At 70.0% G+C, this 26,136-nt stretch carries 26 protein-coding genes; 14 read left to right on the top strand and 12 right to left on the bottom strand.

Features of this window, described 5'->3' with window-relative positions; translation table 11 throughout:
• Nucleotides 1-63: 63 nt before the first annotated feature.
• Together LIP_RS00365 and LIP_RS18730 are read right to left on the bottom strand one after the other, a co-directional pair.
• Nucleotides 64-1,890, bottom strand: coding sequence for a solute symporter family protein (locus tag LIP_RS00365; RefSeq protein WP_068132821.1), 1,827 nt, complete (start codon nt 1,888-1,890; stop codon nt 64-66).
• A complete protein-coding gene (locus tag LIP_RS18730; RefSeq protein ID WP_158509502.1) occupies nt 1,880-2,473 on the bottom strand; it encodes a hypothetical protein in 594 nt (197 codons plus the stop codon). The genes LIP_RS00365 and LIP_RS18730 overlap by 11 nt, the downstream gene beginning before the upstream one ends.
• 131 nt (nt 2,474-2,604) lie before the next feature.
• Here LIP_RS18730 and LIP_RS00355 point away from each other — a divergent pair, with 131 nt between their 5' ends.
• The 6 genes from LIP_RS00355 to LIP_RS00330 all read left to right on the top strand — a co-directional run bounded on the left by LIP_RS00355 (nt 2,605) and on the right by LIP_RS00330 (nt 11,132).
• Entirely contained in the window at nt 2,605-4,419 is a 1,815-nt protein-coding gene (locus tag LIP_RS00355; protein ID WP_068132814.1) for a sodium:solute symporter family protein, read from the top strand.
• Between the two features lie 286 nt (nt 4,420-4,705).
• On the top strand, nt 4,706-6,640 hold the full coding sequence (locus LIP_RS00350; RefSeq protein WP_068141241.1) for an acetate--CoA ligase: 1,935 nt from the start codon (nt 4,706-4,708) through the stop codon (nt 6,638-6,640).
• Between the two features lie 45 nt (nt 6,641-6,685).
• On the top strand, nt 6,686-8,197 hold the full coding sequence (locus tag LIP_RS00345; protein WP_068132811.1) for a DUF294 nucleotidyltransferase-like domain-containing protein: 1,512 nt from the start codon (nt 6,686-6,688) through the stop codon (nt 8,195-8,197).
• A gap of 32 nt (nt 8,198-8,229) precedes the next feature.
• The gene (locus LIP_RS00340) at nt 8,230-8,913 is read left to right on the top strand and encodes a 3'-5' exonuclease (protein WP_068132808.1); all 684 of its coding nucleotides are present in this window, start codon (nt 8,230-8,232) and stop codon (nt 8,911-8,913) included.
• A 78-nt stretch (nt 8,914-8,991) separates the two neighbouring features.
• Nucleotides 8,992-10,341, top strand: coding sequence for a histidine kinase (locus tag LIP_RS00335; protein WP_068132806.1), 1,350 nt, complete (start codon nt 8,992-8,994; stop codon nt 10,339-10,341).
• A complete protein-coding gene (locus tag LIP_RS00330; protein WP_082725650.1) occupies nt 10,338-11,132 on the top strand; it encodes a LytR/AlgR family response regulator transcription factor in 795 nt (264 codons plus the stop codon). Before LIP_RS00335 ends, LIP_RS00330 begins: the two co-directional genes overlap by 4 nt.
• A gap of 45 nt (nt 11,133-11,177) precedes the next feature.
• On the opposite strand, the gene LIP_RS00325 is transcribed toward LIP_RS00330, so the two are convergent.
• From LIP_RS00325 to LIP_RS00300, 6 genes are all read right to left on the bottom strand, one after another.
• On the bottom strand, nt 11,178-12,401 hold the full coding sequence (locus tag LIP_RS00325) for a hypothetical protein (RefSeq protein WP_068132800.1): 1,224 nt from the start codon (nt 12,399-12,401) through the stop codon (nt 11,178-11,180).
• A 274-nt stretch (nt 12,402-12,675) separates the two neighbouring features.
• Entirely contained in the window at nt 12,676-13,200 is a 525-nt protein-coding gene (locus LIP_RS00320) for a phosphatase PAP2 family protein (RefSeq protein WP_068132797.1), read from the bottom strand.
• 543 nt (nt 13,201-13,743) lie between these two features.
• Nucleotides 13,744-14,100 (bottom strand): hypothetical protein, encoded by a 357-nt coding sequence (locus LIP_RS00315; RefSeq protein WP_068132794.1) that lies wholly within the window; start codon nt 14,098-14,100, stop codon nt 13,744-13,746.
• 157 nt (nt 14,101-14,257) lie between these two features.
• Entirely contained in the window at nt 14,258-14,746 is a 489-nt protein-coding gene (locus LIP_RS00310) for an arsenate reductase ArsC (protein ID WP_231699330.1), read from the bottom strand.
• A gap of 54 nt (nt 14,747-14,800) precedes the next feature.
• Nucleotides 14,801-15,061: a hypothetical protein gene (locus LIP_RS00305; RefSeq protein ID WP_068132793.1), complete on the bottom strand. Its 261-nt coding sequence runs from the start codon at nt 15,059-15,061 to the stop codon at nt 14,801-14,803.
• Between the two features lie 173 nt (nt 15,062-15,234).
• Nucleotides 15,235-16,224 carry a calcium/sodium antiporter gene (locus tag LIP_RS00300; protein ID WP_158509501.1) on the bottom strand — a complete coding sequence of 330 codons (990 nt, stop codon included), beginning with the start codon at nt 16,222-16,224 and terminating at the stop codon, nt 15,235-15,237.
• A gap of 176 nt (nt 16,225-16,400) precedes the next feature.
• Here LIP_RS00300 and LIP_RS00295 point away from each other — a divergent pair, with 176 nt between their 5' ends.
• The 6 genes from LIP_RS00295 (at nt 16,401) to moeB (ending at nt 20,442) form a co-directional block, all read left to right on the top strand.
• Nucleotides 16,401-16,721 (top strand): nucleotide pyrophosphohydrolase, encoded by a 321-nt coding sequence (locus LIP_RS00295; RefSeq protein ID WP_068132787.1) that lies wholly within the window; start codon nt 16,401-16,403, stop codon nt 16,719-16,721.
• Nucleotides 16,722-16,773: 52 nt separating this feature from the next.
• A complete protein-coding gene (locus LIP_RS00290) occupies nt 16,774-17,178 on the top strand; it encodes a hypothetical protein (protein WP_068132785.1) in 405 nt (134 codons plus the stop codon).
• A 5-nt stretch (nt 17,179-17,183) separates the two neighbouring features.
• Complete coding sequence (locus tag LIP_RS18725) at nt 17,184-17,348, top strand: hypothetical protein (protein WP_158509500.1); 165 nt, start codon at nt 17,184-17,186, stop codon at nt 17,346-17,348.
• A gap of 113 nt (nt 17,349-17,461) precedes the next feature.
• Nucleotides 17,462-18,427: a cysteine synthase A gene (gene cysK / locus LIP_RS00285; RefSeq protein WP_068132782.1), complete on the top strand. Its 966-nt coding sequence runs from the start codon at nt 17,462-17,464 to the stop codon at nt 18,425-18,427.
• Between the two features lie 3 nt (nt 18,428-18,430).
• Nucleotides 18,431-18,880, top strand: coding sequence for a Mov34/MPN/PAD-1 family protein (locus LIP_RS00280; protein WP_068132779.1), 450 nt, complete (start codon nt 18,431-18,433; stop codon nt 18,878-18,880).
• Entirely contained in the window at nt 18,877-20,442 is a 1,566-nt protein-coding gene (gene moeB / locus LIP_RS00275) for a molybdopterin-synthase adenylyltransferase MoeB (RefSeq protein ID WP_068132776.1), read from the top strand. Before LIP_RS00280 ends, moeB begins: the two co-directional genes overlap by 4 nt.
• Nucleotides 20,443-20,452: 10 nt before the next feature.
• On the opposite strand, the gene LIP_RS00270 is transcribed toward moeB, so the two are convergent.
• The 4 genes from LIP_RS00270 to LIP_RS00255 form a co-directional block, all read right to left on the bottom strand.
• A complete protein-coding gene (locus tag LIP_RS00270) occupies nt 20,453-21,484 on the bottom strand; it encodes a DNA-methyltransferase (protein ID WP_068132772.1) in 1,032 nt (343 codons plus the stop codon).
• Nucleotides 21,485-21,627: 143 nt separating this feature from the next.
• Nucleotides 21,628-22,998 (bottom strand): alpha/beta hydrolase, encoded by a 1,371-nt coding sequence (locus tag LIP_RS00265; protein ID WP_144440244.1) that lies wholly within the window; start codon nt 22,996-22,998, stop codon nt 21,628-21,630.
• A 28-nt stretch (nt 22,999-23,026) separates the two neighbouring features.
• Nucleotides 23,027-23,713 carry an SdpI family protein gene (locus tag LIP_RS00260; RefSeq protein WP_068132766.1) on the bottom strand — a complete coding sequence of 229 codons (687 nt, stop codon included), beginning with the start codon at nt 23,711-23,713 and terminating at the stop codon, nt 23,027-23,029.
• Nucleotides 23,694-24,047, bottom strand: coding sequence for an autorepressor SdpR family transcription factor (locus LIP_RS00255; protein WP_082725644.1), 354 nt, complete (start codon nt 24,045-24,047; stop codon nt 23,694-23,696). Before LIP_RS00255 ends, LIP_RS00260 begins: the two co-directional genes overlap by 20 nt.
• A gap of 282 nt (nt 24,048-24,329) precedes the next feature.
• Here LIP_RS00255 and LIP_RS00250 point away from each other — a divergent pair, with 282 nt between their 5' ends.
• Entirely contained in the window at nt 24,330-25,295 is a 966-nt protein-coding gene (locus LIP_RS00250; RefSeq protein ID WP_068132761.1) for a TAXI family TRAP transporter solute-binding subunit, read from the top strand.
• Between the two features lie 134 nt (nt 25,296-25,429).
• A complete protein-coding gene (locus LIP_RS00245; protein ID WP_068132757.1) occupies nt 25,430-26,053 on the top strand; it encodes a DUF1850 domain-containing protein in 624 nt (207 codons plus the stop codon).
• Nucleotides 26,054-26,136: the final 83 nt, after the last annotated feature.

The raw sequence follows: 26,136 nt of genomic DNA, 5'->3' as shown, positions 1-26,136 counted from the left end.
CGATACCGTGCTCCCAGGGGCTTGGGCCTCATGGCCAGGGTTCGGCGCGAGACCCGCCGGTCCCTACAGCCGGAAGCTTTCCTCGGCGGAGCCGGCCAGCCGCGCGTGGAGGCGGTCGCGGGCGGTCCCGTGCAGGCGGAGCCACGTGTGGGCCAGCGCCGCGGGGTCCGGCGGCCGGTCCAGGAGGGAGACGGCGACGATCGCGCCGAAGGCGGCCGGCACGCTCACCAGTGTGGGGTAGGTAAGCCCCCACAGTCCGGGAGAAGGGTGCCCGCTCAGCACCCGGAGCACCACCAGCACCAGGAAGACGGTGGAGGTGGCCAGCCCCGTGGCCATCCCGGCCAGGGCTCCCCGGGCCGTGGCGCGCGGCCACCAGATGGCGGCCACGAAGGTGGGGAAGAAGGCCGATCCGGCCACCGAGAACGCCCAGGTGACCATCAGGGCGATGATGGCAGGGTAATGGCGGAGCAGGCCCGTGGCCGGCACAGCGGAGCCCAGGAGCACCGCGACCAACCCCGTCCCCAGAACGGCCGCACGACCCACCCTCACCTTACCCGCGTCGGTGACGGAGCGCCCCAGGAGCTTCTCGTACACGTCGTGGCCCCACGAGGCCGCCGAGGCCATGAGGAGCCCGCCCACCGTGGAGAGGATGGCGGCGAAGGTGCCGGCCGTCACCAGAGCCAGCCCGGGGTCTCCCCCGAAGATCCGCCCCAGGGCGAGGACGGCCTGATCGGGGTTCTTGAGGAAACCGTCCACCGTGATGGCACCGACCCACGGGTCGTTGGACGCGGCCATCGGGACGAGCTGGCGGGCCGCGACGCCCGCCAGCGTCATCAGCACGTAGAAGCAGGCCACCAGGATCAGCACCCAGGCGGTGCTGGTGCGGGCCATCCGCCCGGTGGGGGTGGTGAAGTACCGGTTGATCACGTGCGGAAGGCCTGCCGTGCCCAGGATCAGCGAGAGGACGACCCCCACCTGGTCCCAGGCTCCGTAACGCTGCCCGGGCTCCCGGAAGCGAAGCGGCTCAGGGTGCAGGCGGTTCTGCTGGGGCACCAGCAGCCAGACGGTGGTGTCGCGCCGTCCCCTTCGGGCGGCCTCAGCCAGGGTCGCCTCGGCCTCGCCGTACGCCTCCGGGCTCATCCCGGCACGTGCCTCCTCCAGGACGAGCCGACCGCGCGGGTCGTCGAGGAGGAAGGCGGTGTCAAAGGCCCGCGCCTCCACCATGGGCTTGTGGGAGATCTCGCCCACGGCCCGGGCGTACCGGAACCCGTGCATGAAGGCGCCGGCCACCACGAAGAGGGCGACCCCCAGGAAGAGCGCGAAGTGGATCACCTGGTTCCAGGTGGTCCCCTTCATCCCTCCCAGGGCCACGTAGACGATCATGAGCCCCACGACCGCGAGCACGCCCGTCTGGTAGGGCGAAAGGCCGCCGGCCCCCACGCCGATCAGGAGCTCCCAGGTGACCCCCACCGCGACGGTCTGGGGGACGAGGTAGAGGAGGACGATGGCCTGCACGGCGACCACGGCCAGCCCCCGAAGGGAGCGGCTCTGGAAGCGCTCCCCAAGGAAGTCGGGAATGGAGTACTCCCCGAAACGGCGGATGGGCGCGGCGATGAGGAGCAAGACGGGGAGGAAGCCCGCACCGAACCCGGCGCCGAACCAGATGCCGTCGAGCCCCGAGAGGTAGACGGCGCCCGCCACCCCCAGGAAGGATGCCGAGCTGAAGTAGTCGCCGCAGATGGCGGCCGCGTTGGTGAGGACGCCCACCCGCCGCTCGGCCAGGTAGAAGCCGAGGCTCGTGCGGGTGGAGTGACGGGCATAGGCGGAGATGAACAGGGTCAGGGCCAGGAGGAGGGCGGTGAGCGCGAGCGCGCCGGCGCTAGAGGGCATCCTGATCCTCCTGCCGATCGGGGTCCGACCCTGGGGACCCAAGGGAGTCAGTACCCAGGCCGGTCCCCTGGATCCCGCCCCCCGGCGGCCATGCCTGCCGCTGGCCCAGCATGGCCCGCTCCAGCCGGTCTGCGCTCCGCTCGAAGAGGAGCCCCATCGCGACATAGACAACGTGGATCCCCACGGCCACGGCGGCGAAGTTGGCTGTCATTCCGCCGAGCACCGGCATGCGGTACCACCAGGGCGCGAGGATGCTGAGGACGGGGATGCCGAGGACCACCCCCGCGAACAGGGCGACGTAACGCAGCAAGAGGCGGCGCATGGCCCGAAAGGCTGCGTCCACGTCCTCGAGTGCGTCGAACTCGTCGACCTCCCAGCGGGGCTTGACGGGAGCCAGCGCCGCCCCTCCTCCCCGTGACCGGAGCCCGGCGTGGGCGCGACCGGCGCGGCCCGCGGCGGCGACCGGACCGGTTCGTCCTTCAATTGCGTCTTGTTCGCCATCATGGCCCAGCAGCGCGGTTTTGTCAACGAGCCTGCAGGCGGGCGGTCGTTCCAGTGGGATGAACGGTCGTTGTTCAGCCATGAGCGTTCGTGCCTCCATCTCCACCTCCCGGAACCTCACAACGAACGATAACCGATTTAGGATTCACAGAATTCACGCCTTGGTCTATGCTCTCGACAAAAGGTGGCAGAGATCAAGAAGGGAGTGAATCGATGGTGACCCCTCAAGCGTGGGTTTGGACCTTCGTGGGCGCGTACTGGCTCTACTGCATCTACTGGGGCATCAAGGGCGCCCTCCAGGCCAAGACCGCAAGCGGTTACATGATCGCCGGGCGCCAGCTGCCCATGTGGATCTTCATCCTGGCCGCCACCGCCACCTCGTTCAGCGGGTGGACCTTCGTGGGCCATCCCGGCCTGATCTGGAAGGACGGCATGGCGTATGCCTTCGCCTCCTTCTACGTGCTGACCATCCCCATCACCGGCGCCTTCTTCGCCAAGCGCCAGTGGCTCCTGGGAAAGCGTTACGGGTTCATCACCCCGGGCGACATGTACTCCTACTACTACGGCACCGAGGCCATGCGGGTGCTGGTGGTGGTCGTCGCCTTCCTCTACAGCGCGTTCTACTCGGCGGTGCAGCTCCTGGCGTCGGGCTCCCTCTTCCACTGGGTGACCGGCATCCCCGTGATGGAGGGCGCCATGCTCCTGGCCGCCATCGTCGTCTTCTACGTGGCCGCCGGCGGTCTCCGGAGCATCGCCGCCGTCGACGCGCTTCAGGCGATCCTCCTGGTGGCCGGCATCATCACCCTGGGAGCCTTCGTACTCGACGCGCTCGGCGGCTGGGCGGTCTTCAGCAGCCAGCTGAGGACCGTGGAAGCCCGGTACCTGCAGATCCCCGCGGTGATGAAGGTCACGGCGGGTGAGCAGATCTGGACGGGCACCATGATCCTCACCTACATGTTCTCATTGATGGGCATCCAGTCGTCCCCCGCCTTCACCATGTGGTCCTTCTCCAACAAGAACCCCCGGCCGTTCCCCTGGCAGCAGACCTTCGCCTCCACCTTCGTGGTGGGCTTCGCGCTCTTCTTCTTCACCGCCATCCAGGGGATGGGCGGCCGGCTGGTGGGGGCCGACGTCCTGGGGATCCGGACCGACGCGGACCTGGTGCCTGCACTCATGACACGGTACCTGCCGCCCATCGCCCTGGCGTTCGTCACCATCGGCGCGCTGGCGGCGATGCAGTCCACGGCCTCGCCCTACATTGGCACGGGCTCCACGATCCTCAGCCGGGACGTTTACTTCCGCTACATCCGCCCCAACGCCGGCCACCGGGAGCAGATCTGGACGGCCCGCGTCTTCGCCGTGATCATCGTCGTCGTCGCTTTCGTCATCGCCGTGACCAACCAGTCGGCGCTGGTGATGCTTGGCGGCCTGGCCACCGCCTTTGGCACCCTCATGTACCTGCCCCTCCTGGGCGTGGTCTACGGTCTGCGGGTGACGGGACTCGGCACCGTGCTGGGGCTGATCGCCGGGATCGCAGCGGTCTTCCTCACCGACATCCTCGTGCCCGGCTGGAAGTACCCGCTCACCATCCACTCGGCCGGCTGGGGCCTGGGCATTGCCATCGTCGTCGGGCTGCTGGCCAGCCTGCTGGGGAAGGAGTCGGAGGAGTCCATCGCCCGGCGGAGGGAGGTTCGCGAGTGGCTCGACTCCGTCGACGGCCCCACCGAGTCGCAGAAGAAGTGGCGGAAGGCAATGTGGGTCGTGGTACCGGTCTGGTACATCTTCGCCATCGGGCCGGGGGCGGTGCTGGGCAACAACGCCTTCTCCTTCCTGGGCTTCCCGCCGCTCTGGTCGTGGCAGATCGCCTGGTGGCTCGTCGGCATCGCGATGATGTGGGCCCTCACCTTCAAGGCGGGCCTCTCGCTCACCACCGACGAGCAGATCGCACGCGCCGAGAAGGAGACGCGCTACGTCGTGCACGAGGTGGCGCCCGAGGCGACTGTCGGGGTGGCGGTCACCCGCAGCTGACGGAGTCGGCTTCGAGTCGGAAAGGGAGGTTGCGGTTCCGTGAAACGCGAGGATTACTGGCTGATCGGCTCCATCGTCTTCGTCGTCGCGTTCATGCTGGTCTTCTTCGGAGGGGCCGGGTGAGCGCGCCGGGTGTGGGTCGCGGCGGGGCGGGAGGTCCCTCCCGGCCCCGCCATGCCCCGTTCCGGTCCCGAAGCCGCACGGCGTCGGGCGGCGGGTGATGGCGGCAGGCCCTTGCCGAAGGAGGGGTGAGCCATCGGCTGGAGGGAGGGTGAGCTGAGTGGCGATGGAGGCACCCGAGCGCATCGATCTGGTCAACCCGGTGGTAAGGCGCCGGTTGAGGGAGGCCGACGACGACTGGGAGGGTTACTGGGCCCGGGCCGCCGCGGAGCTGCCCTGGTTCCGCCGGTGGGACGAGGTCTTCGCCTGGGATCCACCGGGCTTCCGGTGGTTCACCGGCGGGCAGACGAACCTGGCCTACAACGCCCTCGACCATCACGTCCGGAACGGACGGGCCGGACACGCGGCCCTCATCGCCCTGAACGAGCGGGGAGAGCAGCGGGTTTTCACCTACGGGCAGCTCCAGCGCAGCGTGGAGGCGGTGGCGGCGGCCCTGCGGGGCCTGGGCGTGCGGCGGGGCGATCGCGTCGCGATCTACATGCCCACCGGCCCGGAGGCGATCATGGCCATGCTGGCCTGCGCACGCATCGGCGCGATCCACCTGGTGGTCTTCGCCGGGTTCGGCTCCTCGGCCCTGGCGGAGCGGATCCGGCTCGCGGGGGCGCGGGTGCTCCTCGCCGCCGACGCGACCTGGCGGAAGGGGACCCCGGTGGACCTCTGGCGGATCGCCTCCGATGCCGCCGGCGACCCCGAGTCGCCCCTCGAGAAGGTGGTCGTTCTCCAGCGCGGTGGATCCCCCGTGGACCTCGATCCGGGGCGCGACATGGCCTGGGAGGAGTTCCTGGCCCGCGGCCAGGGCCAGTCCGGCGACTACGAGGTGATGGAGGCCAACGAGCCCGCCTTCATCCTGGCCACCTCGGGCACCACGGCCAAGCCCAAGCTCGCGGTCCACACGCACGGCGGCTACCAGGTGGCCATCCGCAGCGCCGGCGCCTGGTGCTTCGGCCTGAGGCCCGACGACGTCTGGTGGTCGACCTCGGACATCGGCTGGATCGTGGGCCACAGCTACATCGTCTACGCGCCGCTCCTCTTCGGCGCCACCACCATCGCCCACGAGGGCGCGCTGGACCACCCGGGACCCGAGACCTTCTACCGCATCCTGGAGGAGCATCGGGTGACGGGCGTCTTCACGGCGCCCACGGCTATCCGCATGTTGATGCGCTACGGGACCGAACCTGCCCGGAGGTTCGACCTCAGTTCGGTCGAAAGAGTCGTCTCTGCCGGCGAGGTGCTCAACGCCCCGGCCTGGGAGTGGTTCCAGCGGGAGGTCTTCGGCGGTATCGTCCCGGTGATCGACCACATGTGGCAGACGGAGACCGGCGGGCCCGTCATCGGCAACCCCTACGGCATTCACATGCTCCCCATCAAGCCCGGATCGGCCGGAATCCCCCTGCCGGGCTACTCCGCCGAGGTTCGGCGCTCCGACGGGACGCGCTGCGAGCCCGGGGAGAGGGGCATCGTGGTCTTCCCCAAGCCATTCCCGGGGCTGACGCCCACGATCTGGGGGGACCCGGGGCGGTACGGGGCGGAGTACTGGCAGCGCATCCCGGGCGTCTACTACACCAGCGACGCGGCGTACGTGGACGAGGACGGCTACTTCTGGTTCAGCGGCCGCGCCGACGAGGTCATCAAGATCGCCGCCCACCGGATCGGCACCATCGAGGTGGAGACCGCGTTCCTGCGCCATCCGGCCGTGGCCGAGGCCGGGGTCACCGGCCGCCCGGACCCGGTGCGGGGCGAGGTGATCTCCGCCTTCGTGGTGCTCAGGCCCGGCCACGATCCGAACGAGGCGCTCCGGCGCGAGCTCGTGGAGACGGTCCGGAGGGAGCTGGGCCCCGTGGCCGTCATCGGCGAGGTGAACTTCGTCAGCATGCTCCCCAAGACCCGGAGCGGGAAGATCATGCGACGGGTCTTCAAGGCGGTGATCCTCGACCGCGACCCCGGCGACATCTCCACCATCGAGGACGCGGGTTCCGTGGAACAGGCGCGCGAGGCCTGGCTCCAAATGCGTGAGGAGCTGCAGCGCCAGCCGGGCACGTGACGGCCGGAGGGCGGCGCCGCGCCTCGGCAGGGCGAGGTGAGGGCCATGGACGAGGGTGAGCGGGTGCGGATGCCTGCCCGTGGTGCGGTGTCCTTCCGCCAGCCGGTGCGGGAGCTGGTGCGGCGCCCTCCGGTGACCTGCCCGCGGGCGACGCGCATCGCAGAGGCTGCCCGGCTCATGCAGTCCCGGGGCGTCGGGTCCGTGGTGGTCGTGGAGGAGGACGGGACTCCCGAGGGGATCGTCACCGACCGCGACCTGAGGGGGAAGGTGGTGGCGGCGGGGCTCGCGACCGACCTGCCGGTCGCCCGCATCATGAGCCGGCCCCTGCACACGGTGGCCCCCGAGGCACCCGCGGTGGAGGCGCTCCTCGAGATGCTCCGCCGGGGGATTCGCCACCTCCCCGTGGTGGAACGGCAGGAAGGCTCCCCCGGCAGGGCGAGGCTGGTCGGGGTGGTTTCGACCCACGACTTCCTGACCTTCCATCAGGTACAGCCCCTGGCGCTCCAGCGGCAGATGGAAGAGCAGGAGAGCCTCGAAGCCCTGGCCGCCCTGGCGCCCGCGGTAACGAACGTGGTGCGCACCCTGCTGGACGATGGTGTGGCTTCCGCGGACGTGGCCCGCATCGTGGCCCAGCTCAACGACACCCTGGTGCGGCGGGTGCTCGCCCTGACCGAGCGCACCCTGGCCGCGGAAGGCTACGACCAGCCCCCCGCCCCCTACTGCTGGCTGGCCCTGGGGAGCGAGGGGCGCATGGAGCAGGTGCTGCGGACGGATCAGGACAACGCCCTCGTCTACGAACCGCGGCCGGACATCCCCGACTGGGCCACCGCGCGGTACTTCGAACGCCTGGCGGAGAAGGCGGTGGAGGGACTGGCCCGGTGCGGCTTCCCACCCTGCCCGGCGGGGGTCATGGCGACCAACGCCCGCTGGCGCCAGCCGATGAAGTCGTGGCGAGGATACTTCTCGGACTGGATTCGGAACGCGACCAACGCCGACCTCCTCTCCGCGTCGGTCTTCTTCGACCTGCGCCCGGTGTGGGGTGAGGCGCCCCTCGCGACCGAGCTGTGGGCGCACGTAACCGGTGAGGTGGCCCAGTGGCGCTCGTTCCTCCGCCACATGGCCTGGGCCGCCGTACGTTTCGGCCCGCCGTTAGGCCCTTTCGGCCGGATCGTGGTCCCCCGCCGCGGCCCCGGCCGTGGGACCCTGGACGTCAAACTCCAGGGGCTGCTTCCGCTGGTGAGCGGACTGCGGGTCCATGCGCTGGACCTGGCGCTCACCCAGACGAACACGTTGGAGAGGCTCCGGGCGGCTTCGGCCGAGGGTCGGTTCTCCCCGCCACAGGTGGAGGAGCTGGACGCCGCGTACGGCGTCTTCATGCGGCTCCGGCTGCGGCAGCAGCTGGACGACACGGCCCAGGGGCGGCTCCCGAGCAACCGTGTGGCCCTGGCGTCGATCAACCGCGCGGAGCGCGCCGCGCTGGTGGAGGGTTTGCGGGCGGTGCGGCGCTTGCAGGAGGATCTCCGGGACCGCTTCGCGACGGACCTGCTCTTCGGTTGACGGAGGTATTCTCGGCTCATGGAGGTGAGGCCGTGCTGAGCCTGGGTGGATGGCTGCGAGCTACGCCCGAGGAACGGTGGGACGCCCCCTTCCCGGCGGACCGGTTCGTCGCCCTGGACACGGAGACGACCGGGCTCGACGCGCGCCGCGACCTGCCCGTGGAGGTGGCGGCCATCCCCTTTGCAGACGGCGAGCCGCAGCACGAGCAGGCGTACGTGAGCTACGTGAACCCCGGCCGCCCCATCCCTCCCCTTGCCCGGGCCGTTCACGGGATCGACGACGCCTTGGTGGAGAGCGCTCCGGGGCCGCACCACGTCCTGGCTCCCCTGTGCGACCGCTGTCCCGAGGGGACCGTGCTGGTGGGCTTCCACATCGGCTTCGACCTGGCGGTCTTGAACCGGGTGGCCCGGCGCGCCGGGGCTCCGCAACTGGCGGCGCCGGCTCTCGACGTGGCCGCCCTGGCGGGAGGCCTCTCGCCCGCCTGGTTCGGGCTGGACCTGGCGGAGCTCGCCGGACACCTCCAGATCCCCGTCTCGGGCAGGCATACGGCCCAGGGGGACGCGGTGACGGCCGGCCGCATCTTCCTCCGCCTCATCCCCGCGCTGCACGCGCGGGGCATCCGGACCCTCCGCGACGCCCTCGCGTTCCAGGAGCGGGGCTCACGCACCATGACTAGAGGCACGGCTTACCTAGACTTCCCGCCAGGCGCGCCCTGAACCCGAAGAGCGTGCGACGGCAGGAAAGGTTCCATCGTTGCGAGAAGTTATGCTTACTATCAGAAAGGGGCGACGGGCGTGCTCTCCTTCCACTTCTGGGTGGCCGCTGGCGCCGCGGCGGGTTTCCTCCCGGCGCTGATCGCCTTTGGCCCGAGCGTGGCCGTGGGCGTCGCCTTCGCCGGCGTGGAGCTCGTGCTCCACCTGCTGATCTACGTAGAGGTGACCCGGGCCCGCCGGCGCGAGCCGCGCCTTGAGGGGCTGCCTGCGGGCGGCAGCGGGGCCCGCTGGTCGTCGTCCGCGCGTCTGGTGGAACAGACCTTGCCGTACTGGCGTGCTGGCTTCACCGAGGAGGGCGCACGCCGGACGGTACGGCTCCTGGCCTCGCTCACGGGTTGCCCGTGGGTGGGCATCACGGACACCGAACGCCTGCTCGCCGCGTGGCCGGGTGCGGATAGGCTCTCGGGAGCGGACCCACCCGGGGGAGCGGAGGCCGCGCAGATGGGGCTGGATCGGCTCACTCAGCGGGTGTTGGCCTCCGGGCGGCCCGCGGACGAATCCGAGGAGGTGCCGGGGAGCGGTCTGCTCGTGCGGTACGCTGTCCCCCTGCGGTCGCGCGGGCAGGCGGTCGGCACCCTGCAGGTGCAGCATGCCGCCACCTCCGCGGGGCGCGCCGTGCGGGAGCAGATGGAGGGCTTGGCCCAGATCCTGAGCCTCCAGATCGAGCTGGCCGACATGAGCCGCCAGGCAGAGCTGCTGGCCGTGGCCGAGCTCAACGCGCTGCGTGCCCAGATCAACCCCCACTTCCTCTTCAACACCCTGAACACCATCGCGGCCCGGATCCGGACGGACCCCGTGGCCGCGCGCCGGCTGCTCCTCAAGCTCTCCGAGTTCTTCCGCTACGGGGTGCGGCAGACGGGGCAACTGGTGCCCTTCAGCCAGGAGTTCCACCTGGTGCGCACCTACCTCTTCCTGGAGAAGGCCCGGTACGGCGATCGCCTGCGGGTGCGGTACGACATCGACCCCGAGGTGCTGGGGGCGGAGGTGCCCGCCTTTGTGTTGCAGCCCCTGGTGGAGAACGCGGTCCGGCACGGGGTCGGGCCCAAACGGGAGGGCGGGCAGGTGCTGGTGGTGGCCTACATCGACCCCCTCACCCGTTCGCTGGTGCTGGCCGTGCGCGACGACGGGGCCGGCATGGACGCCCCTCGCCGCGACGTCCTGCCCGGGCAGGAGACCGAGGGAGAGGGCGTGGGCCTGCGGAACATCCAGGAGCGTCTGACCCGGTTGTACGGCGAGGCCTTCCGATTCCAGATCGAGAGCCGCCCCGGCAAGGGTACCTCGGTCCTGCTCCGCCTGCCACTCAGCGCCGCCCGCGAGCCTGGCTGGGAACCCGTGCCCAGGGGCTCACTTCGGACGGGGGTGAGGGCATGAGGCGGCTGCGAGCTTTGGTCGCCGACGATGAGGAGCCGGCCCGCCAGGAGCTACGTTACGTCCTGGAGGGGCTGCCGCTGGTGGAGGCGGTGGAGGAGGCGAGCGACGCCGAGGAGGCCCTGTGGAAGGTGGGCGCCTCCCGGCCCGACGTGCTCCTGGCCGATGTCCGCATGCCCGGCATGTGGGGCACGCAGCTCGCCCGGCACCTGCGGGAACTGAGCCCCGCCACCCAGGTGATCTTCGTGACCGCCTACCCGGACCACGCGATCCAGGCGTTCGAAGTGGACGCGGTGGACTACATCATGAAGCCCCTGGACCGCGGCCGGGTGGCCGCGGCGCTGGCACGGGCCCTACGAAGGATGCATCGGTCGGGCGTTACCGAGGACGGGGCCGGCGAGGAGCGCGAGGCTTCGCCTGCGGCGCCCGAGCCGGACCGGCGGGCCGCACCAGCCCTGGGCCTGGCCAAGCTGCCCGTCCATCACGAAGGGCGCACACTCCTCCTGGATCACGGGGAAATCGCCTACGTGCAGGCCGCCGAAGGCTACAGCGCCATCCACACGTCAGAGCGCACCTACCTGGCCTCCTACACCCTGAACGAGCTGGAGGCGCGGCTGGGCCGGGGGCCCTTCTTCCGATGCCACCGGGCCTACCTGGTGAACCTGACCCACGCGCTGGAGCTGATCCCGGACTTCAAGGGTGCCTACCAGATCGTCCTGCGCGACGCCGCCCGCACCCGCATTCCCGTGAGCCGGCGGCAGGCCCAGCGCCTCAAGGAAGCGCTGGGCCTGTGACGGGACGTGGCGAGAGGCCGCTCGAGACCTGGGAGCCCGCTGGAACTAGAAGTGGAGCGAGACCTCGGCCATCGCGTCCTGCACCGTGGAGAGCTCGTCCGCGCTCGCGAATCCCGCCCCCGCGTGGACGTGGAGGAAGGGGAGTCCCAGGCTGAGGCCGGCCCGCAGGGGCGCACCGTAGTCGGCCGGAAGGAGGGCGTCCCCGCCCGTCAGCGCTGCCAGGGGCGTGACGTATCCCGCCCGCAGGGCCAGGATGCCGAAGATCCGCCACTCGGCGCCCAGGTGGGCCACCTGCTCCGAGTCCAGGTCCGCCGCCACGGTAAGCCCCAGGAAGGGCGGGGTGATGGCGAGGCCGTACTGGTAGGTCATGGGGCGGGCGGCCGGCTGGGTTGGCACCTCCGTAGCCGTCTCTTGACTCTTGATCCCTTCCTCGACGGGATCGTACGTGTAGGTGGTGGTCACCTGATCGCCACTCCACGCCAGGGTGCTCACCACGTCATGGGCCACCGCGCCCACCGCGATCCAGGGGGTCAGGCGGGCCTTCAGGCCCAGGGCCACCGCGTAGCCCTCGGGGGTGAGGCGGGTCTCGGTGGTGGTGTAGACCGGGTCCTCTGGGTCCGATGGGGGCGCATCAGCTACCTCCATGACGTAGCTCCCCGCCTCGCCCATCCCCGGGAAGTAGTAGCTCCCCGCCACGCCCAGAGAGAGCGAGCCCACCGGCCCCAGGCTCAGGACGCGGATTCCCAGGCCCGCCCGGGCAGGGACGAGGTAGCTGTAGGCCACCGTGCCGGTCGGCACAGACTTTATCGGGTCGCCGGTATCTGGATTGTTGATGGACTCTTCTTTCACGTCGGCGGTCGCCCACCCCTCCACCTGCGCCCCCAAGCCCAAGGGACCGAGTGTGAGCGCGGCCAGACCTGCAACAGGAAGGGAAACCTGCACGGGAAGTGCGATACCCGGGTCTCCCCCGGATTCCATGGCCTCAGCCAGCGCCACCATGTCCTGGATCCGATCGACCTGCTGCGCACCCGCCGAGACCAGCAGCCCGAAACGGCTCTCTCCCAGCGCCGCCGGGTTCCAATAGAGGGCCGAGGCGTCGTCGGCCACGGCAACGAAGGCGCCCCCCATGCCGTAGGCCCGAGCGCCGGGAGGGAAGGCGTGGGCCTGCGGCCCGGCCGGGAACTCCTGGGCCGTCGCACCTGCGCCCGCCAGGACGAAGACAACCGACAGGATCAGTGCTGTAAGCCGTCCCACAGGCGTGTGCTTCATGGATCTCACTCCTCGTAGGCGTCCCTGGCAGCGGACGCCCTGCAGCATCGCGTTCTGCAACGGTGAGACGATCCATGCTTGGTTATCGGCGGATCGGTGCGTCTGCATGATGGCGGACCCGGCACCGTTCGGGATCAGTGTACGAGACGAGCCTGCGGCCGGCAAACAGGCGACGGATCAACTGTTCCACATGGGTGAGGCCAGCCACATAAGGAGAGGGCATTCGTGCACGGCCACGTTCACCCAGCGTCCTGGTAGGATGGCGCCTGTCTCCTCACGCGATGAGGGCGACCGACCAGATTCCGAAGAGGATGCCGATCAGGGCTCCTGCGAGGACGTCCGTCGGGTAGTGGTGGCCCAGGTACGTCCGGGAGAAGCCCACCAGCGCGGCCAGGGCCCCCAGCAGAGGCGTCAGGAGCGGCTGGGCCGCCGAGAGGACCACGGCCATGCTCACGGCGGCGGTGGTGTGCCCGCTGGGGAAAGAGTGATCGGCAAGCGGCGCGACGATGCCCCGGCTCCCCTCGATGACCAGGTAGGGCCGGTCGCGCTGGATCACGCGCTTGAGGACCTGAACCAGCAAGTGGCTCCCCCCGGTGGCCACCAGCAACCGCCAGCCCAGAGGGGAACGCACGTTGGCATTGGCCAGGAAGAGCAAGCAGAGAGCTACGCTCGGAACGGGTCCGGCCAGCTCGGTGACGAACCGCATGGTCCGGTCGAGCCACTGGCGTGCCCAGCGAACGTGAACGGTTGCGAAGAGATTCAGCTCTCCCTGGTGGAGCGTGCCGAGCCAGCGCGCCATCGTTCTCACCCTCATCGATTCTGCCAACCCCGAGTTCCCGTTCTGTGTCGAAGACGTAACAGCTCTGCTACGATGGGGGCGGGAAAGGGTGGGGAGGCCCATCCACGGTACCGACAGCGAGAGATACCACGGCCAGGGCTCGGTCCCACGTGGGTCCGCGTCCACGGTGGAGTCTCCATTCCACGTCGAAGGATCCATCCCTGCCGCCTCCCAACGGTCTCCGGACGCTCTCAGTCGACCTCGCGCAGGAGCTTCTCGATGGCAGCCACCCGGGACCGCACGTCGCCCAAGTCGTCGGCCATCTTCCGCTGCTCTTCCGTGGACCGCTCCAGGGCCGCGACCGACCGTTCGCCAGCTTCTGGTACGCTTCCTCCCGGGCGGCGGAGGCCCTGGCCCCTTACGGGGAACTTGCCGGAACCGGAATGGAATGAGCGACAGGCGGAGGCGGGCTGAGGGACACCCCGGGAAGACGGGCGGGGGCCGCCGTCCCGGGTGCGGCGGCCCGCGAGGGGTCCGGCAGTGCGGAGGTTGGGATGCCGTCCTCTAGAAGGACTTGCCCAGCCCGAAGGCGAGACCGGCGTAGCTCGTGGCCTCCACGAAGGTGAAGATGGGGCGGTCCAGGTCGTAGCGCATGCCCAGGAGCAGGTAGAGGCTGGGGTGGCTGCTGCTGCCGTCGGGGCGCAGGCTCAGGTTGAAGCCGCCCCCGGCGTAGAGGTGGAGGTCGGGATCGAGGCCGCTGCCGCGCATCAAGCCGTCCAGCTGATAGGATCCGCCCAGACCGGTGACGATCCACGCCGGGTCGAACTCGCGGATGCCCAGGTGGATCCGAGCATCCAGCGACGGCACGGTGGTGGGGAACTCCACGGTTCCCAGCAGCGACAGGTCGAAGCCGAGGCCCACGCTCCCTCGGGAAGCCAGCGCTGCGCCGGGCGCCACCGCGAGTGCGAGCACAAGAACGAAGGCAACAGCGGCCGCATGGCGATTGAGCAGGTCAGGTCCCTCCTCTGAAGTTCCCCCGCCCAGCCCCGGGGTCGCTCTCGAACCACACCTATGCTGGTTACGCCCCAAGCACTCCCGATTCCTCCGGGGTGGGATCGCTGGAAAGGAAGTCCTGGCGCATCTGAAGCTCTTGCAGGAGGGCGGCCACTCGGGTTCGGATCTCGTCGCGCACGAACCGGAAGGTTCGGAGGACCTGCTCCTCGGAACCGGTGGCCCGGGCAGGGTCGGGTAGAGGCCAGTGCCTCCGCTCCACCGAAGGCGGGGTGACCGGGCAACGCTCCTCGGCGTCGCCGCAAAGGGTGACGATCATGTCCGTCCGGGCGATGTGCCCGGGCTGCAGCAGGTCCGAGGTCTGGCTCGAGATGTCGATGCCTTCTTCGGCCATGACCTGAATCGCCCTGGGGTGCAGGCCCTTGGGCTCCAGCCCGGCGCTCTCCACCCGAAGGGTTGAACCGAAGATCCTCTCGCCCAGGAGCCGGGCGTAGCCCTCGGCCATCTGACTTCGGCACGAGTTTCCGGTGCAGAGGAAAAGAAGCGTGAAGCTCACCGCGGGGTCCCCCCCGTTCCAGTGTACCTGCGGGGCCGGCTGGCAGGCGGGCTTTCAGCGAGGTGCGGGCACCACCCAGGCCACCACCAGGCCCAGCCCCACCAGGAGGGTACCCAGGGCGGCGACGACCATGGTCCCCGTGGGGCTCAACCCGAGCCAGGGGCCGAAGGGACGTGCGGCCAGGGAGAGGAAGAGGAGCCCCGCGGCGCCCAGCAGGTGGCCACGCCGGGCGGATCGCCCGTTGCTCACGTACTGAGGCAGCTGGTCGGCCATGGCCAGGAAAGCGATCGCCAACGCCACCACGCCGAAGGACATGCCACCACCCCCTCTGGAAGCCGGAGGATCTCTCCCGGCCCAGGTCGCCCTGCGCGTCGGCAACCGAACCGGCCTAGAGGAGATGGTTCGCCCTGAGGCGTGGCTCCTCCCGCCCCCCGTCACAAAGTTTACCGAACCGTTACGGGGCTATCCGAAGGACGGGGAGCGCCGCCTCAGCCGCTCAGGGGGCCCAGGCTCCCCGTGCGCACCAGGTAGGCGACGTAGAGGCCATACGCACCCAGCATGCCTGCGGCCAGGCCCCGGCCGAGGACGTGCCGCCGGCTGGTGAAGGCGAGGAGGATCAGGCTCATGAAGAGCAGGCTCACGGGCAGGTCCACCCGGAGGACCTGGCTCCCCATGGGAAGCGGCCGCACCAGCGAGGCCCCTGCCAGCACCCAGGTGAGGTCCAGGATGTTGGCCCCGATGATGTTCCCGGCCGACAGGTCGGAGTGACCCTTGCGGGCGGAGGTGATCGCCGTCACGAGCTCAGGCAGGGAGGTTCCCACCGAGACCAGGGTGAGCGCGATGACCAGCTCCGAGACGCCCAGCATCCGTGCCAGGGCCACCCCGTTGGAGACCACCAGGCGGCTTCCTCCCACCACGAGCAGGCCGCCGAGCAAGAAGACGCCGAGGTTACGGGGCAGCTCGGCCCGGGAGGGGCGATCGGGAACCGAGACCGCGCCTGACGGGTCTTGCTGGTTGGCTCGCCGCAGCTTGCCCGCGGACCGGGCCTGGTAGGCCAGGTACCCGACGGCGGCAACCAAGAGCAGGACGCCGTCGCCGGCGGTGAGGGCGCCGTCCCGGCCGATGAGGAGCACGAGCCCTGCCGCCAGCACCATCAGGGCCCCGTTCACCCGGAAAGCCCGGCTCTCCGCAAGGACGGGCTGGATGAGCGCGGCACCGGCCAGGATGAGGCCTATGTTGGCGATGGTGGAACCGACGGCGTTGCCCACCGCCGTGTCGGTGGCCCCCGACCAGGCGGCGATGAAGGAAACGGTGAACTCGGGGAGGGTGGTGGCGATGCTGACCAGCGTCGCCCCGATCAGGACCTTGGGGAGACCGCTGTAGGCCGCGAACCAGACGGCCCCATCGGCGAACCAGTCACCTCCCTTGGTGATGGCCACGATCCCCAGGGCGAAGAGCACAATCGTAACTGGTTCCAAGGAGGACCCCCGAATCGTTGGAAGAATGGTGGCTGGTACCCGAGACCCATGGTAGCCCTGGCGAAGCTGGAAAGCAAGTCCATCCGCGGGCGTCGCCTGGATGCGTTGCCGGCTGCGGCCTGCGGACACGCCCGCCTTCAGCCGCTAGGCCGCCGCCCGGATGGAGGTCGTGAACCATGCACCTGCGCCGTCTTCAGGAAGAGGTGGCGCGCTGGATCGAGGCAACCCCTCAAGGCTACTGGCTGCCCCTGGCCAACCTGGCCCGCCTGGTGGAGGAGGTGGGTGAGCTAGCCCGGGCGTTGAACGTGCAGCACGGCGCCAAACCGCTCAAGCCGGGTGAGAAGCCCCCCGATCTGGAGCAGGAGATGGGCGACGTGCTCTTCACGCTCCTGGTGCTGGCCAACCAGTCGGGGGTGGACCTGGAACGGTCCCTCACCGACACGATCGCACGCTACGATCGCCGCGCCCCAGCCGGTAGGCGGATCCTAGAACCCTGACGTCCGCACGCCCCTACAATGGGACCAGGCAGAGGACCCGGGGGGGTCGATCATGGATTTCGAGGCAGCGGCCAACCTGGTGGCAGCGCTGAGACCCTTCGTGCACCCCACGAAACACCCTGACCTGGAGGGCTTCGAGCGGCTCGTCCGCACCGCCTCACGCCTGACGGGCGAGCTCACGGAGGTGCGGACCATGCTGCCCGCCAGCCCCGTGCGGCGGCTCCGCCGAAACCCTGCGGATGCCGGCGACACGCCCGTGCAACCTGAGCCCGGGCAGGCTTCCGGAGAAGGAGAGGGGGGCGACGCCGGGCTGGGGGCCGTCTCCGTGGCGGAGCCCGAGTCCGAGAGGGCGCGTTCCACGGGAGGGCTGGGCCGTCCCGGATCCGGCCTGGGCGGCAAGCTGGGGTCCCCTCTGACCCTGCTGCTCCTCCTCATCCTGCTCATCGAGGTGAGGTGAACCCTGTGGCCTTGCCCGAGGCACCGGCGCCCCTGGACCTGCCCCCGCTCCCACCCAGCGAAGGGCCCGGCTGCCCGCCCCAGGACCCCGGCGCTCCCGACCTCTCCGCGGGCGACCGGTTCGCGGTCACGCTCTTCCTGATCCTGCTCCTCCTCATTCTGGTCTTCTGAACGGGTCTCTCGAGGGAAACGGCGCCCGCATACTTGACCATTCCAGGCTGGATTCATAGAATACACTCAAGCCATGGTTTCCGGCGCACCCCAGAGAGAATCGGGCGATCCAGATGAAGCCATCCGAGCACGGCCAGCCGCAGGCGCTCTCCTCGGCGGGCCGCTTTCCAACCATCCTCGACACCATCGGCGGCACCCCCGTGGTGCGCCTGCAACGCATCGGCCCCCGGCCGGAGGGAACCCCGGGGCCCACCCTGCTGGCGAAACTGGAAGGCCGGAACCCCGGGGGAAGCGTGAAGGATCGGATCGCGCGCGCCATGATCGAAGCGGCCGAGGCCGAGGGACGGCTGAAGCCCGGCGACACCGTGGTGGAGCCGACCAGCGGGAACACCGGCGTGGGGCTGGCGGTGGTCTGCGCCGCCAAGGGGTACCGGCTGATCCTCACCATGCCCGAGGGGATGAGCGAGGAACGGCGCCGGCTCTTCCGCCTGCTGGGGGCTGAGCTGGTGGAGACGCCCCGCATCGAAGGGATGTCGGGCTCGATCTTCGCGGCCCGCGAGCTGGTGGAGAAGCGCGGCTACTTCATGCCCATGCAGTTCGACAACCCTGCCAACCCCGAGGCCCACCGGCGCACCACCGCCCAGGAGATCCTGGAGGCTACGGGCGGCAAGCTGGACGTCTTCGTGGCGGGGGTGGGCACGGGCGGAACCCTCACAGGCGCAGGCGAGATCCTGAAACAGGAGATCCCGGGGATCCGCATCGTGGCCGTGGAGCCCGCCCAGTCCGCCACCTTGTCGGGGGGGCCCCGGGGCCTCACCCGGATCCAGGGGCTCGGGGCCGGCTTCGTGCCCGGGGTGCTCAACCGTGAGGTCTACGATGAAGTAGTCCCCGTCACCGACGAGGACGCGCTGCGCATGACCGTTCGCCTGGCCCGCGAGGAGGGCATCCTGGCCGGGATCTCGTCGGGTGCGGCGGTCGCCGCGTCGGTGGAGGTGGCACGCCGGCTGCGGCCGGGCCAGACCTTGCTCACGATCCTCCCGGACCTGAGCGAACGCTACCTCAGCGTACTGGAGGTCTGAACCATGCAGGTGACGGAGGAAGTCCACCGGCAGATGATCCAGCACGCCTACGCGGAGAGCCCGCTTGAGTCGTGCGGCATCCTGGGTGGGCACGGCGATCGCGCCGACCGCTTCTTCCCCACCACCAACGGCGAGCGAAGCCGGGTGGGCTACTCCATCCCCGAGAAAGAGATCCTCCGGGTGATGCGAACCCTGGACGCCGAAGGCGCAGACCTGGTGGGCATCTTCCACTCGCACCCGGCCACGCCCGCCTACCCGTCCTCCACCGACATCCGGCTGGCCTACTACCCGGAGGCCTACTATCTCATTTGTTCGCTGCAGAACCCTCGCCGGCCGGTGATCCGGGCCTTCCGCCTCCGGAACGGAACCGTGAGCGAGAGGCCGATCGAGATCGTTCCCTCGCCAGGCCCAACGGCCGTCGGGGACGCACGTGCCAGGAGGGATCGCGCATGAGTGTCGAGGTGTACATCCCCACGCCCTTCCGGACCCACACCGGGGGCGAGACCCGGGTGGCACTGGAAGCGGCCACGGTGGGCGAGCTGCTGCAGAGGCTCGGGGAGCGCTTCCCGGAGCTACGGGGCCACGTCCTCACCTCCGAGGGAGGCATCCCCGAGCACCTGAACGTCTTCGTGGGCGAGGAGGAGGTTCGCAGCCTCAGGGGTCTCGAGACCCCTTTGTCGGGTGCCGAGGAGGTGGCCCTGGTACCCGCCATGGCCGGGGGCGCCGCCACCCTCCTGCGGCCGGACCAGGTGGCCCGCTACGACCGCCAGATCCGCCTGGACGAGGTGGGGGTGGACGGCCAGCGGAAGCTCCTGGATGCCAAGGTGCTGGTAGTGGGCGCCGGCGGCCTCGGCTCGCCCACGGCCATCTACCTTGCGGCGGCTGGCGTGGGCACCCTGGGCATCGTGGACGGCGACCGGGTGGACCGCTCGAACCTCCACCGGCAGCCCCTCCACTTCGACGGCGACGTGGGCCGGCCCAAGACCGAGTCGGCCCGGGAGCACCTGGAGCGCCTCAACCCCGACGTACGGGTGGTGGAGCACCGGGACGTCCTGACCTCCGAGAACGCCCTGGAGATCCTGCGTCCCTACGACATCGTGGTGAACGGCTGCGACAACTTCCCCACCCGCTACCTGGTGAACGACGCCTGCGTCCTCCTGGGGAAGCCCCTGGTGGATGCCAGCATCCTCAAGTTCGAAGGGCAGTGCACCGTCTACCTGCCCGGGCAGGGGTGCTACCGCTGCCTCTTCCCCAGCCCCCCACCGCCGGGCTCGGTGCCCAGCTGCGCGGAGGCGGGCATCATCGGCGCCCTCGCCGGGCACATGGGCACGCTCCAGGCCCTGGAGACGGTGAAGCTGATCCTGGGGGTCGGCCAGAGCCTGGCCGGGCGTATGATCACCTTCGACGCCCTGGACGGCCGCTACCGCCAGCTCCGCTTCCGGCGCGACCCGGAGTGCCCCGTCTGCGGCGACCATCCCACCATCACCGAGCTGATCGACTACGAGGCCTTCTGCGGGGTCCCCCAGCCGCGGGCCACGGTGGAGCCCGTCGTCGTCAACGGCCACGCCGTCCGCGCGACCGCCGCTCCGACCGGCGCAGCTTCGCCCTCGACCGCTCCCCAGCCGGAACGGCGCGTGGCGGCACCGCCCGCCTCCTTCGCACCGCCGGAGCCCCCCGAGGTGGTGGAGGTGCGGAACGCGGGGTGGGCCGTCGATCCTGAGGCCGCCGCGGTCAAGGTAGGCGACCCTGCAGTGCAATGGGTGGACGTGCGCCAGCCCGATGAGTACCGGAGCGTGCGGATCCCCGGCGTCACCCTGATCCCCCTGGGGCTGCTGCCGGACCGGTTCCAGGCCCTGGACCCCAAGCGGGAGACGATCCTGGTCTGCCGCAGCGGGCAGCGGAGCGCCCGGGCCACCCAGTTCCTGCGAGACCGGGGCTTCGCCCGCGCCTACAACCTGGACGGCGGCATGATCCAATGGGTGAACCACAGGCTGCCGGCGGAGCGGGGGCTGTAGCAGGCCGTTCTCACCAGGCGCTGCCGGCGGGCCCGGCCTCCAGGCGGCCCGTCCGGCTGAACGCCTGGAGGCGGGCTTCGGCCCGGCGCACGTACTCGTCCTCGATCTCGTAGGCGACGAAGCGCCGGCCGGTCTGGACAGCGGCCACGCAGGTGGAGCCCACGCCGGCGAAGGGGTCCAGCACCACGTCGCCCTTGAAGGTGTAGAGCTCGATGAGCCTCCGGGGGAGCTCCACGGGGAAGGGCGCCGGGTGCCCGACGCGGCGGGCCGACTCGGGGTTGAAGGACCAGATGCTCTGGGTCAGCTCCAGGAAGTCGTTCCGCTCGATGGTGCTCTCGCGGCCGGGTGCCCCCTGGGCGCGGGGGCGGTCAAAGCGCTCCTTGCTGAAGATCAGGATGTACTCGTGCACGTCCCGGAGCGTGGGGTTGGAGGCCGACATCCAGCTTCCCCAGGCGCAGGAGGTGCCCGGCGCGGCCGCCTTGCTCCAGATGACCTCGCCCCGCATGAGGAAGCCGATGCGGAGCATCACCTGCGCGACGTGGAGGTGGAGGGGCACGTACGGCTTCCGGCCCAGGTTGGCCACGTTGACCGCCGCCCGCCCCCCGGGAGCCAGCACCCGGTAGGTTTCGCGAAAGACGGCCTCCAGCAGCTCCAGGTATTCCTGAAGGGACAGATCCTGGTCGTACTCCTTGCCCACGTTGTAGGGCGGGGAGGTGACCATCAGGTGGACGCAGCCGTCGGGGAGCTGGGTCATGTGGCGGGCGTCCTGGCAGAAGATGCGGTCGATCGCCTCAGGGGGGAGCGCCGTCTCCACGGTGCCGGGAGCCTCCTGGGCGCGCCGCCGGGGTCGGCCCGGCTTGCCGTTCGCCGCCGGGCGGCCCCCCTGAACGCCCTCCTCAACCCCGGAAGGGCCTGTCGTTCCGTTCGAGCCTTCCCCGGGAACGTAGAGCTGCCTGGCGTAGAAGGCGCTCGAGTCGTGGCCCTCCCGGCGGGAGACGCCGAATGCGCTGGTGCGGGTGCTCCGCCGGCTGCGCTCTGTCATGGGATCGTACCCCCTCCCCGGAGTCCTGGCGTCCGGCCGGGGCCGGCCTGACGGTGGTGGCTCGAGCCCCGGAGACGCTCTGGAGAAGGGGATTCGCGACCGAGCATGGCCGCTCCTGCTGACCATGAGAAGGCGCGCGATGGTCATCTTTCGCGCGACGGATCCATGATCCAGCGGGCCACCGTTTCCACCACCCCCGCGTCCACGTGGCCAGGCTGCTCGTACTCGGCCGGCGTCGAGGGGCCGGTGCCCGCGATGAAGAGGTGGTTCAGGTCCGGAAAGAGGTGGAAGGCCACCCCGTCTCGCCCGGCCAGGCCTTCCTGGAGCAGGCGGAAGTCCGCCTCGGTCACCTGATAGTCCCGCCCGCCCTGCAGGATGAGCATGGGCGTTCGGATGCGCCGCGCCACTGAGACGGGGTCCAGCGCCTCGAGCTCCTGCCAGTAGGAGGCCGGGGCACCCAGGACCATCTCCGAACGCTCCAACGCACCGGAAGCCAGCCGGTCCATGGCGTTGCTCACGGCCTCCACCTGCGCCTCCTCCTGGGGCGTCATCGTACCGTCCGCCTGGGCCACGTACCGGATCTGCTCGGGAAGCACCTCCGAGATGGGCCGGGCCATGGCCGCCAGCAGGACAATGCCCGCTACCTGGTTCGAACGGTGGGCGACGGTCGGCGCCAGGCTGGCACCGAGGCTGTGCCCCACGACGAAGACCCGGGAGATCTCGGGCCGCGAAGCCACCAACGCCAGTGCGGCCAGAGCGTCGTCCACCACCTCAGCGTCCAGGGTGATCTGGGAGGGATCGAGCCGGCTTCCGTGGACCCGGGTCCGCTTCTCGTACCGGAAGACGGCAATCCCCCTGGAGGCGAGCCCCCAGGCCAGGTCGCGGAAGGGCTTGTTGGGGCCCAGGGTCTCGTCCCGGTCGTTGGGGCCCGATCCGTGGACCAGCACGATGCCCGGGAAGGGCCCGGGCCCCTTGGGCAGGGTGAGGGTCCCCGGGAGGACGTAGGGCGGCTCTCCGAAGGTGAGCTCGACCTCGGTGAACCGGCCTGGGTCCGCATAGGGCGGGGCCGCGGCCGAAGCCTCGTCCCTTTTCGCCCCATCGGCGTCCGCTGGGGGCGGGACGTGGGGGGCCACCCAGAACCCCGCCAGGCGGCCGTCCGCATCGAAGACGTAGCGGAAGTCCACAACGGCGGCGGCGAAGGTGATCGGCTGGCGAACCTCCACCGGCGGGCCTTCCGCGGCGACATAGGGGTCCGCCGTCGCGCGGAGCTCGCCCAGCTGGGCCAGCAAGGAGCGCCATACGGCCTCCATCCCGCCCGGAGGCAGCGCGGCCTCCATCTCATCGTTGAACGTCTCCTCCACCTCGGCGAAGCGGCCGGCGTGCAGGTGCTCGGTCAGGGCGGCTGCCATCACCACTGCGTCCGTAGCCTCCTGGGAGGCGCTGGCGCCTCCCCCTACCAGCAAGACGGTGAGCGCCGCCGAGAGAATCCAACGATTCCAGCCTGCCTGTTTCACCCGTTTCACGCTCCTGTCGCGAGGATCCTCACCGACCGGCGATACGGTGGTAAAGGACCGCGGAGTAGACCACCGTAGCCGCAGAGACCAGCACGAGCCCTCCGATCAGGACGATAAAGGCCGCCGTGCGGGAGAAGGGCCAAGCGATCCACGGAAGGACCGCTACCAGCACGAAGAGCCTCCCCCCCAGCCGGTGGGTCCGGCGCCAGACCTCCTCGTTGGCCAGGGTCCACGGCGTCTTGATGCCCACGAAGTAGTTGTGGCGCACCCTGCCCAGGGAGTTCCCCAGGTAGAGGAAGAGCAGGCTGAGGCCCAGGGTCACCACGAGTCCCACGTCCACCTGCAGTCCCTCGACCGCCAGCAGGGTGATCGCGTAGAGAACGGCCAGGAAGAGGGTCATGAGCACGCGAAACCCACGGTAGAAACCGAGGAAGCGCGCGTAGTTGGCTCGGTTGGGGTCCACCAGCGGCAGGAAGAGCATGAGGCAGTAGATGCCCAGGTTGAGGGCGGGCAACATGAAGGCGCCCGCCGCCCGGCTCCCATATCCGTCCACCTGGCCCGCGATGTTCCAGTGGATGGGCACCTGCTCGGGCAGGCTCGGGTACAGCAGGACGCCCGCGATGAAGCTCCCCAGCAGCACGATCCAGGCCGGCCAGTCGTGCCGCACCTCCTGCCAGTCCAGGCGATAGGTGGCCTCACCCACGTCGTTCCGCACCGAACCCGTCTCCTCTCCCCGCCTGCTCGGACGTCCCCCGCCCCTGACGGCCCACCCTGTCATCACCCCGCCCCGACTGCGCGAAATCCATCACCCAGCCCACCACCTCGTCGAAGACGGTGGTGTTCAGCGAGTAGATGACCTGCTGCCCGCTCCGCCGGTCCTCCACCAGCCCGGCCTGCTTGAGCACCGCCAGGTGGTGGCTCACGCTGGGCTTGCTGATGGTGAAGGCGGCCGCGATCTCCCCGGCCGGGAGATCCCCTTGGGTCAGCATGCGCAGGATCTGGCGCCGGCTGGGATCTGATAGGGCCTTGAACACGTCGCTGAGGGACATCAGAGAAAGCGCGCCCCCACGCTCAAGAGATTTAGCTACACATCTAACTATGGCTCCAGCTTAGCACGTTGGAGGGGGCGCGGTCAACGGTGCAGGACGCTCCAGGGCACTTTCCCTGCCGGGAAGGCATGGCGGACTTCTCGCGCCATTGGCAAAGTGTGGCGTCAGGAACAGCCATAAGAGGACCCAATTCCCGTCGCAGCGAATGTCTCGTGTGAAGTCGCGCATGCCCGAGATGAAGTCCACATGCTTCTGCCTTATTCCAAAAAGGAGGTCCCATCGGTGAAGAACAGGACGCATTTCACCCGGTGGCACGCTGCGGCTGTCGCGGGGCTTCTGGCCGTCGTCGTGGCTGCAACGCCCGCCGTGACCGCGCAGCAGTTCCTCAACATCGCCACCGGCGGCACGGCCGGTACCTACTACCCCCTGGGCGGCGCGCTGGGCGAGATCTTCAACCAGCACGTGCCCGGGGTCAACGCCAGCGTGCAGGCCACGGGCGCCTCGGTGGCCAACGTGAACATGATCGCGCAGGGTCAGGTGGACCTGGCCTTCATCCAGAACGACATCGCCTACTACGCGGCCCAGGCCCAGGAGATGTTCAAGTCTCCAGTGCAGAACCTCCAGGGCATCGCGACCCTTTACCCCGAGGTCATCCAGATCGTGGCCCGGGCCGACTCCGGCATTCGTTCCGTTGCGGACCTGAAGGGCAAGCGGGTGGCCGTGGGTGACGCTGGCTCGGGTACCGAGGCCAACGCCCGCCAGATCCTGGCCGCCGCGGGCATCACCTACCAGGACGTGAGCGCCCGCTACCTCTCCTTCGCCGAGGCGGCGAGCAACCTGCGGGACGGTCACATCGACGCGGCCTTCGTCACCGCCGGGCTGCCCACCGGCGCTATCCAGGACGTCGCCGCGCAGCGTGCGATCGTCCTGGTGGCCGTGGGCGACGACCTGGTGGCCAAGCTGCAGGACCAGTATCCCTTCTACACCCGCGCGGTTGTGAAGGGCGGGACCTACCGCGGGGTGGAGGACGACGTCCAGACCGTGGCGGTGAAGGCCATGCTCGCCGTGCGGGCAGACCTGCCGGAGGGCCTGGTGTACAGCCTGACCAAGGCCCTGTTCGAGAACCTGCCCCGGATGGCCCAGGCCCACGCCCGCGGGGGCGACCTGAGCCTGGCCACGGCGCAGGACGGCATGTCGCTCACCGTGCACCCGGGAGCCGCCCGCTACTACGCGGAGACCGGGCACTGAGCACGAGGGCGATGAAGCGACCCCTGAGGCCCCGCCGCCCCTCGCGGGAGGGGCGGCGGGGCGGGGCGGCATGGCCAGGCGAGGGACGAGCTCAGCGGGGAAGCTTCGCCCACCGAAGCGTTTGGAGGTCACGAATGCCGGCCGGCCATGCCTTTCTGGCCTTTGCCCTGCTGACCCTGGCGCTGGCCGGAAGGTCCTCGGAGCCACTCGGCGCTTGCTCGGGTTCTGGGGACGCGGTCTGGGAGGTGGTGGTGGAGACGGCCGCCTCCGAACCTGGTGCCCGATCGGGCGCACCGCTGCTGGTGGTGCCGCTGTCGAGCGAGCAGCCCCGGTTCGGAATCGCCTTCCGCCACTCCGTGGAGCACACCCCGGTCGTGGAGTGGTTCGAGCCCTCGATCCCAGGAGCGAGCCCGACCGTACAGGGCGGCGATTCGGGTAGCCTGGCGCACTCGGGCGCAGCCCCTGACCCTGGAGGCAGCTCCTCGTCAGGCCTCCTGCTGGTGGCCACCGAGTACCGGTCCTTCGGCGCGGGCTTGCCCACCGAGGCACCGCCGGGCGCCCGGTTCGTGGAGCTTCAGGATCGATTCGTCATCGAGGGGATGGCCGTGCCCGTGCCGGATTTGGTGCTCCGGCCGTTGCCCCTGACCGAGCACGCGCTCCTGGTGGGCGACGCCCGCTACGACCTGACCGGGCTCGCCCCCCCGGGAGCGGCCGTGCGGGTGCGCCTCCGCGTGGCTTCCGGCGACGCATGCCCGTAAACAAAGGAGGAGCCGCCGTTGAGCAGCCGCAGACCTTCCCAACCGGACCCGCAGGAGCCGTCGAGCGCCCGGCCCGATCGTCC

This window comes from Limnochorda pilosa (genome assembly GCF_001544015.1).
GTDB classification, from domain to species: domain Bacteria; phylum Bacillota; class Limnochordia; order Limnochordales; family Limnochordaceae; genus Limnochorda; species Limnochorda pilosa.
The sequence above is the reverse complement of the archived record's forward strand: the minus strand, read 5'-3'. Positions and strand labels throughout refer to the sequence as shown.

Bases quoted from the DNA above. Each gene is read 5' to 3' on its own strand.
- LIP_RS00245 (WP_068132757.1), top strand. From the start codon at position 25,430: ATGCCGGCCGGCCATGCCTTTCTGGCCTTTGCCCTGCTGACCCTGGCG.
- LIP_RS00330 (WP_082725650.1), top strand. From the start codon at position 10,338: ATGAGGCGGCTGCGAGCTTTGGTCGCCGACGATGAGGAGCCGGCCCGC.
- LIP_RS00305 (WP_068132793.1), bottom strand. From the start codon at position 15,061: ATGTCCTTCGGCGTGGTGGCGTTGGCGATCGCTTTCCTGGCCATGGCC.
- LIP_RS00255 (WP_082725644.1), bottom strand. From the start codon at position 24,047: ATGTCCCTCAGCGACGTGTTCAAGGCCCTATCAGATCCCAGCCGGCGC.
- moeB (WP_068132776.1), top strand. From the start codon at position 18,877: ATGAGTGTCGAGGTGTACATCCCCACGCCCTTCCGGACCCACACCGGG.
- LIP_RS00365 (WP_068132821.1), bottom strand. From the start codon at position 1,890: ATGCCCTCTAGCGCCGGCGCGCTCGCGCTCACCGCCCTCCTCCTGGCC.
- LIP_RS00280 (WP_068132779.1), top strand. From the start codon at position 18,431: ATGCAGGTGACGGAGGAAGTCCACCGGCAGATGATCCAGCACGCCTAC.
- LIP_RS00320 (WP_068132797.1), bottom strand. From the start codon at position 13,200: ATGGCGCGCTGGCTCGGCACGCTCCACCAGGGAGAGCTGAATCTCTTC.
- LIP_RS00270 (WP_068132772.1), bottom strand. From the start codon at position 21,484: ATGACAGAGCGCAGCCGGCGGAGCACCCGCACCAGCGCATTCGGCGTC.
- LIP_RS00295 (WP_068132787.1), top strand. From the start codon at position 16,401: ATGCACCTGCGCCGTCTTCAGGAAGAGGTGGCGCGCTGGATCGAGGCA.
- LIP_RS00325 (WP_068132800.1), bottom strand. From the start codon at position 12,401: ATGAAGCACACGCCTGTGGGACGGCTTACAGCACTGATCCTGTCGGTT.
- cysK (WP_068132782.1), top strand. From the start codon at position 17,462: ATGAAGCCATCCGAGCACGGCCAGCCGCAGGCGCTCTCCTCGGCGGGC.
- LIP_RS00345 (WP_068132811.1), top strand. From the start codon at position 6,686: ATGGACGAGGGTGAGCGGGTGCGGATGCCTGCCCGTGGTGCGGTGTCC.
- LIP_RS18730 (WP_158509502.1), bottom strand. From the start codon at position 2,473: ATGGCTGAACAACGACCGTTCATCCCACTGGAACGACCGCCCGCCTGC.
- LIP_RS00290 (WP_068132785.1), top strand. From the start codon at position 16,774: ATGGATTTCGAGGCAGCGGCCAACCTGGTGGCAGCGCTGAGACCCTTC.
- LIP_RS00355 (WP_068132814.1), top strand. From the start codon at position 2,605: ATGGTGACCCCTCAAGCGTGGGTTTGGACCTTCGTGGGCGCGTACTGG.
- LIP_RS00350 (WP_068141241.1), top strand. From the start codon at position 4,706: ATGGAGGCACCCGAGCGCATCGATCTGGTCAACCCGGTGGTAAGGCGC.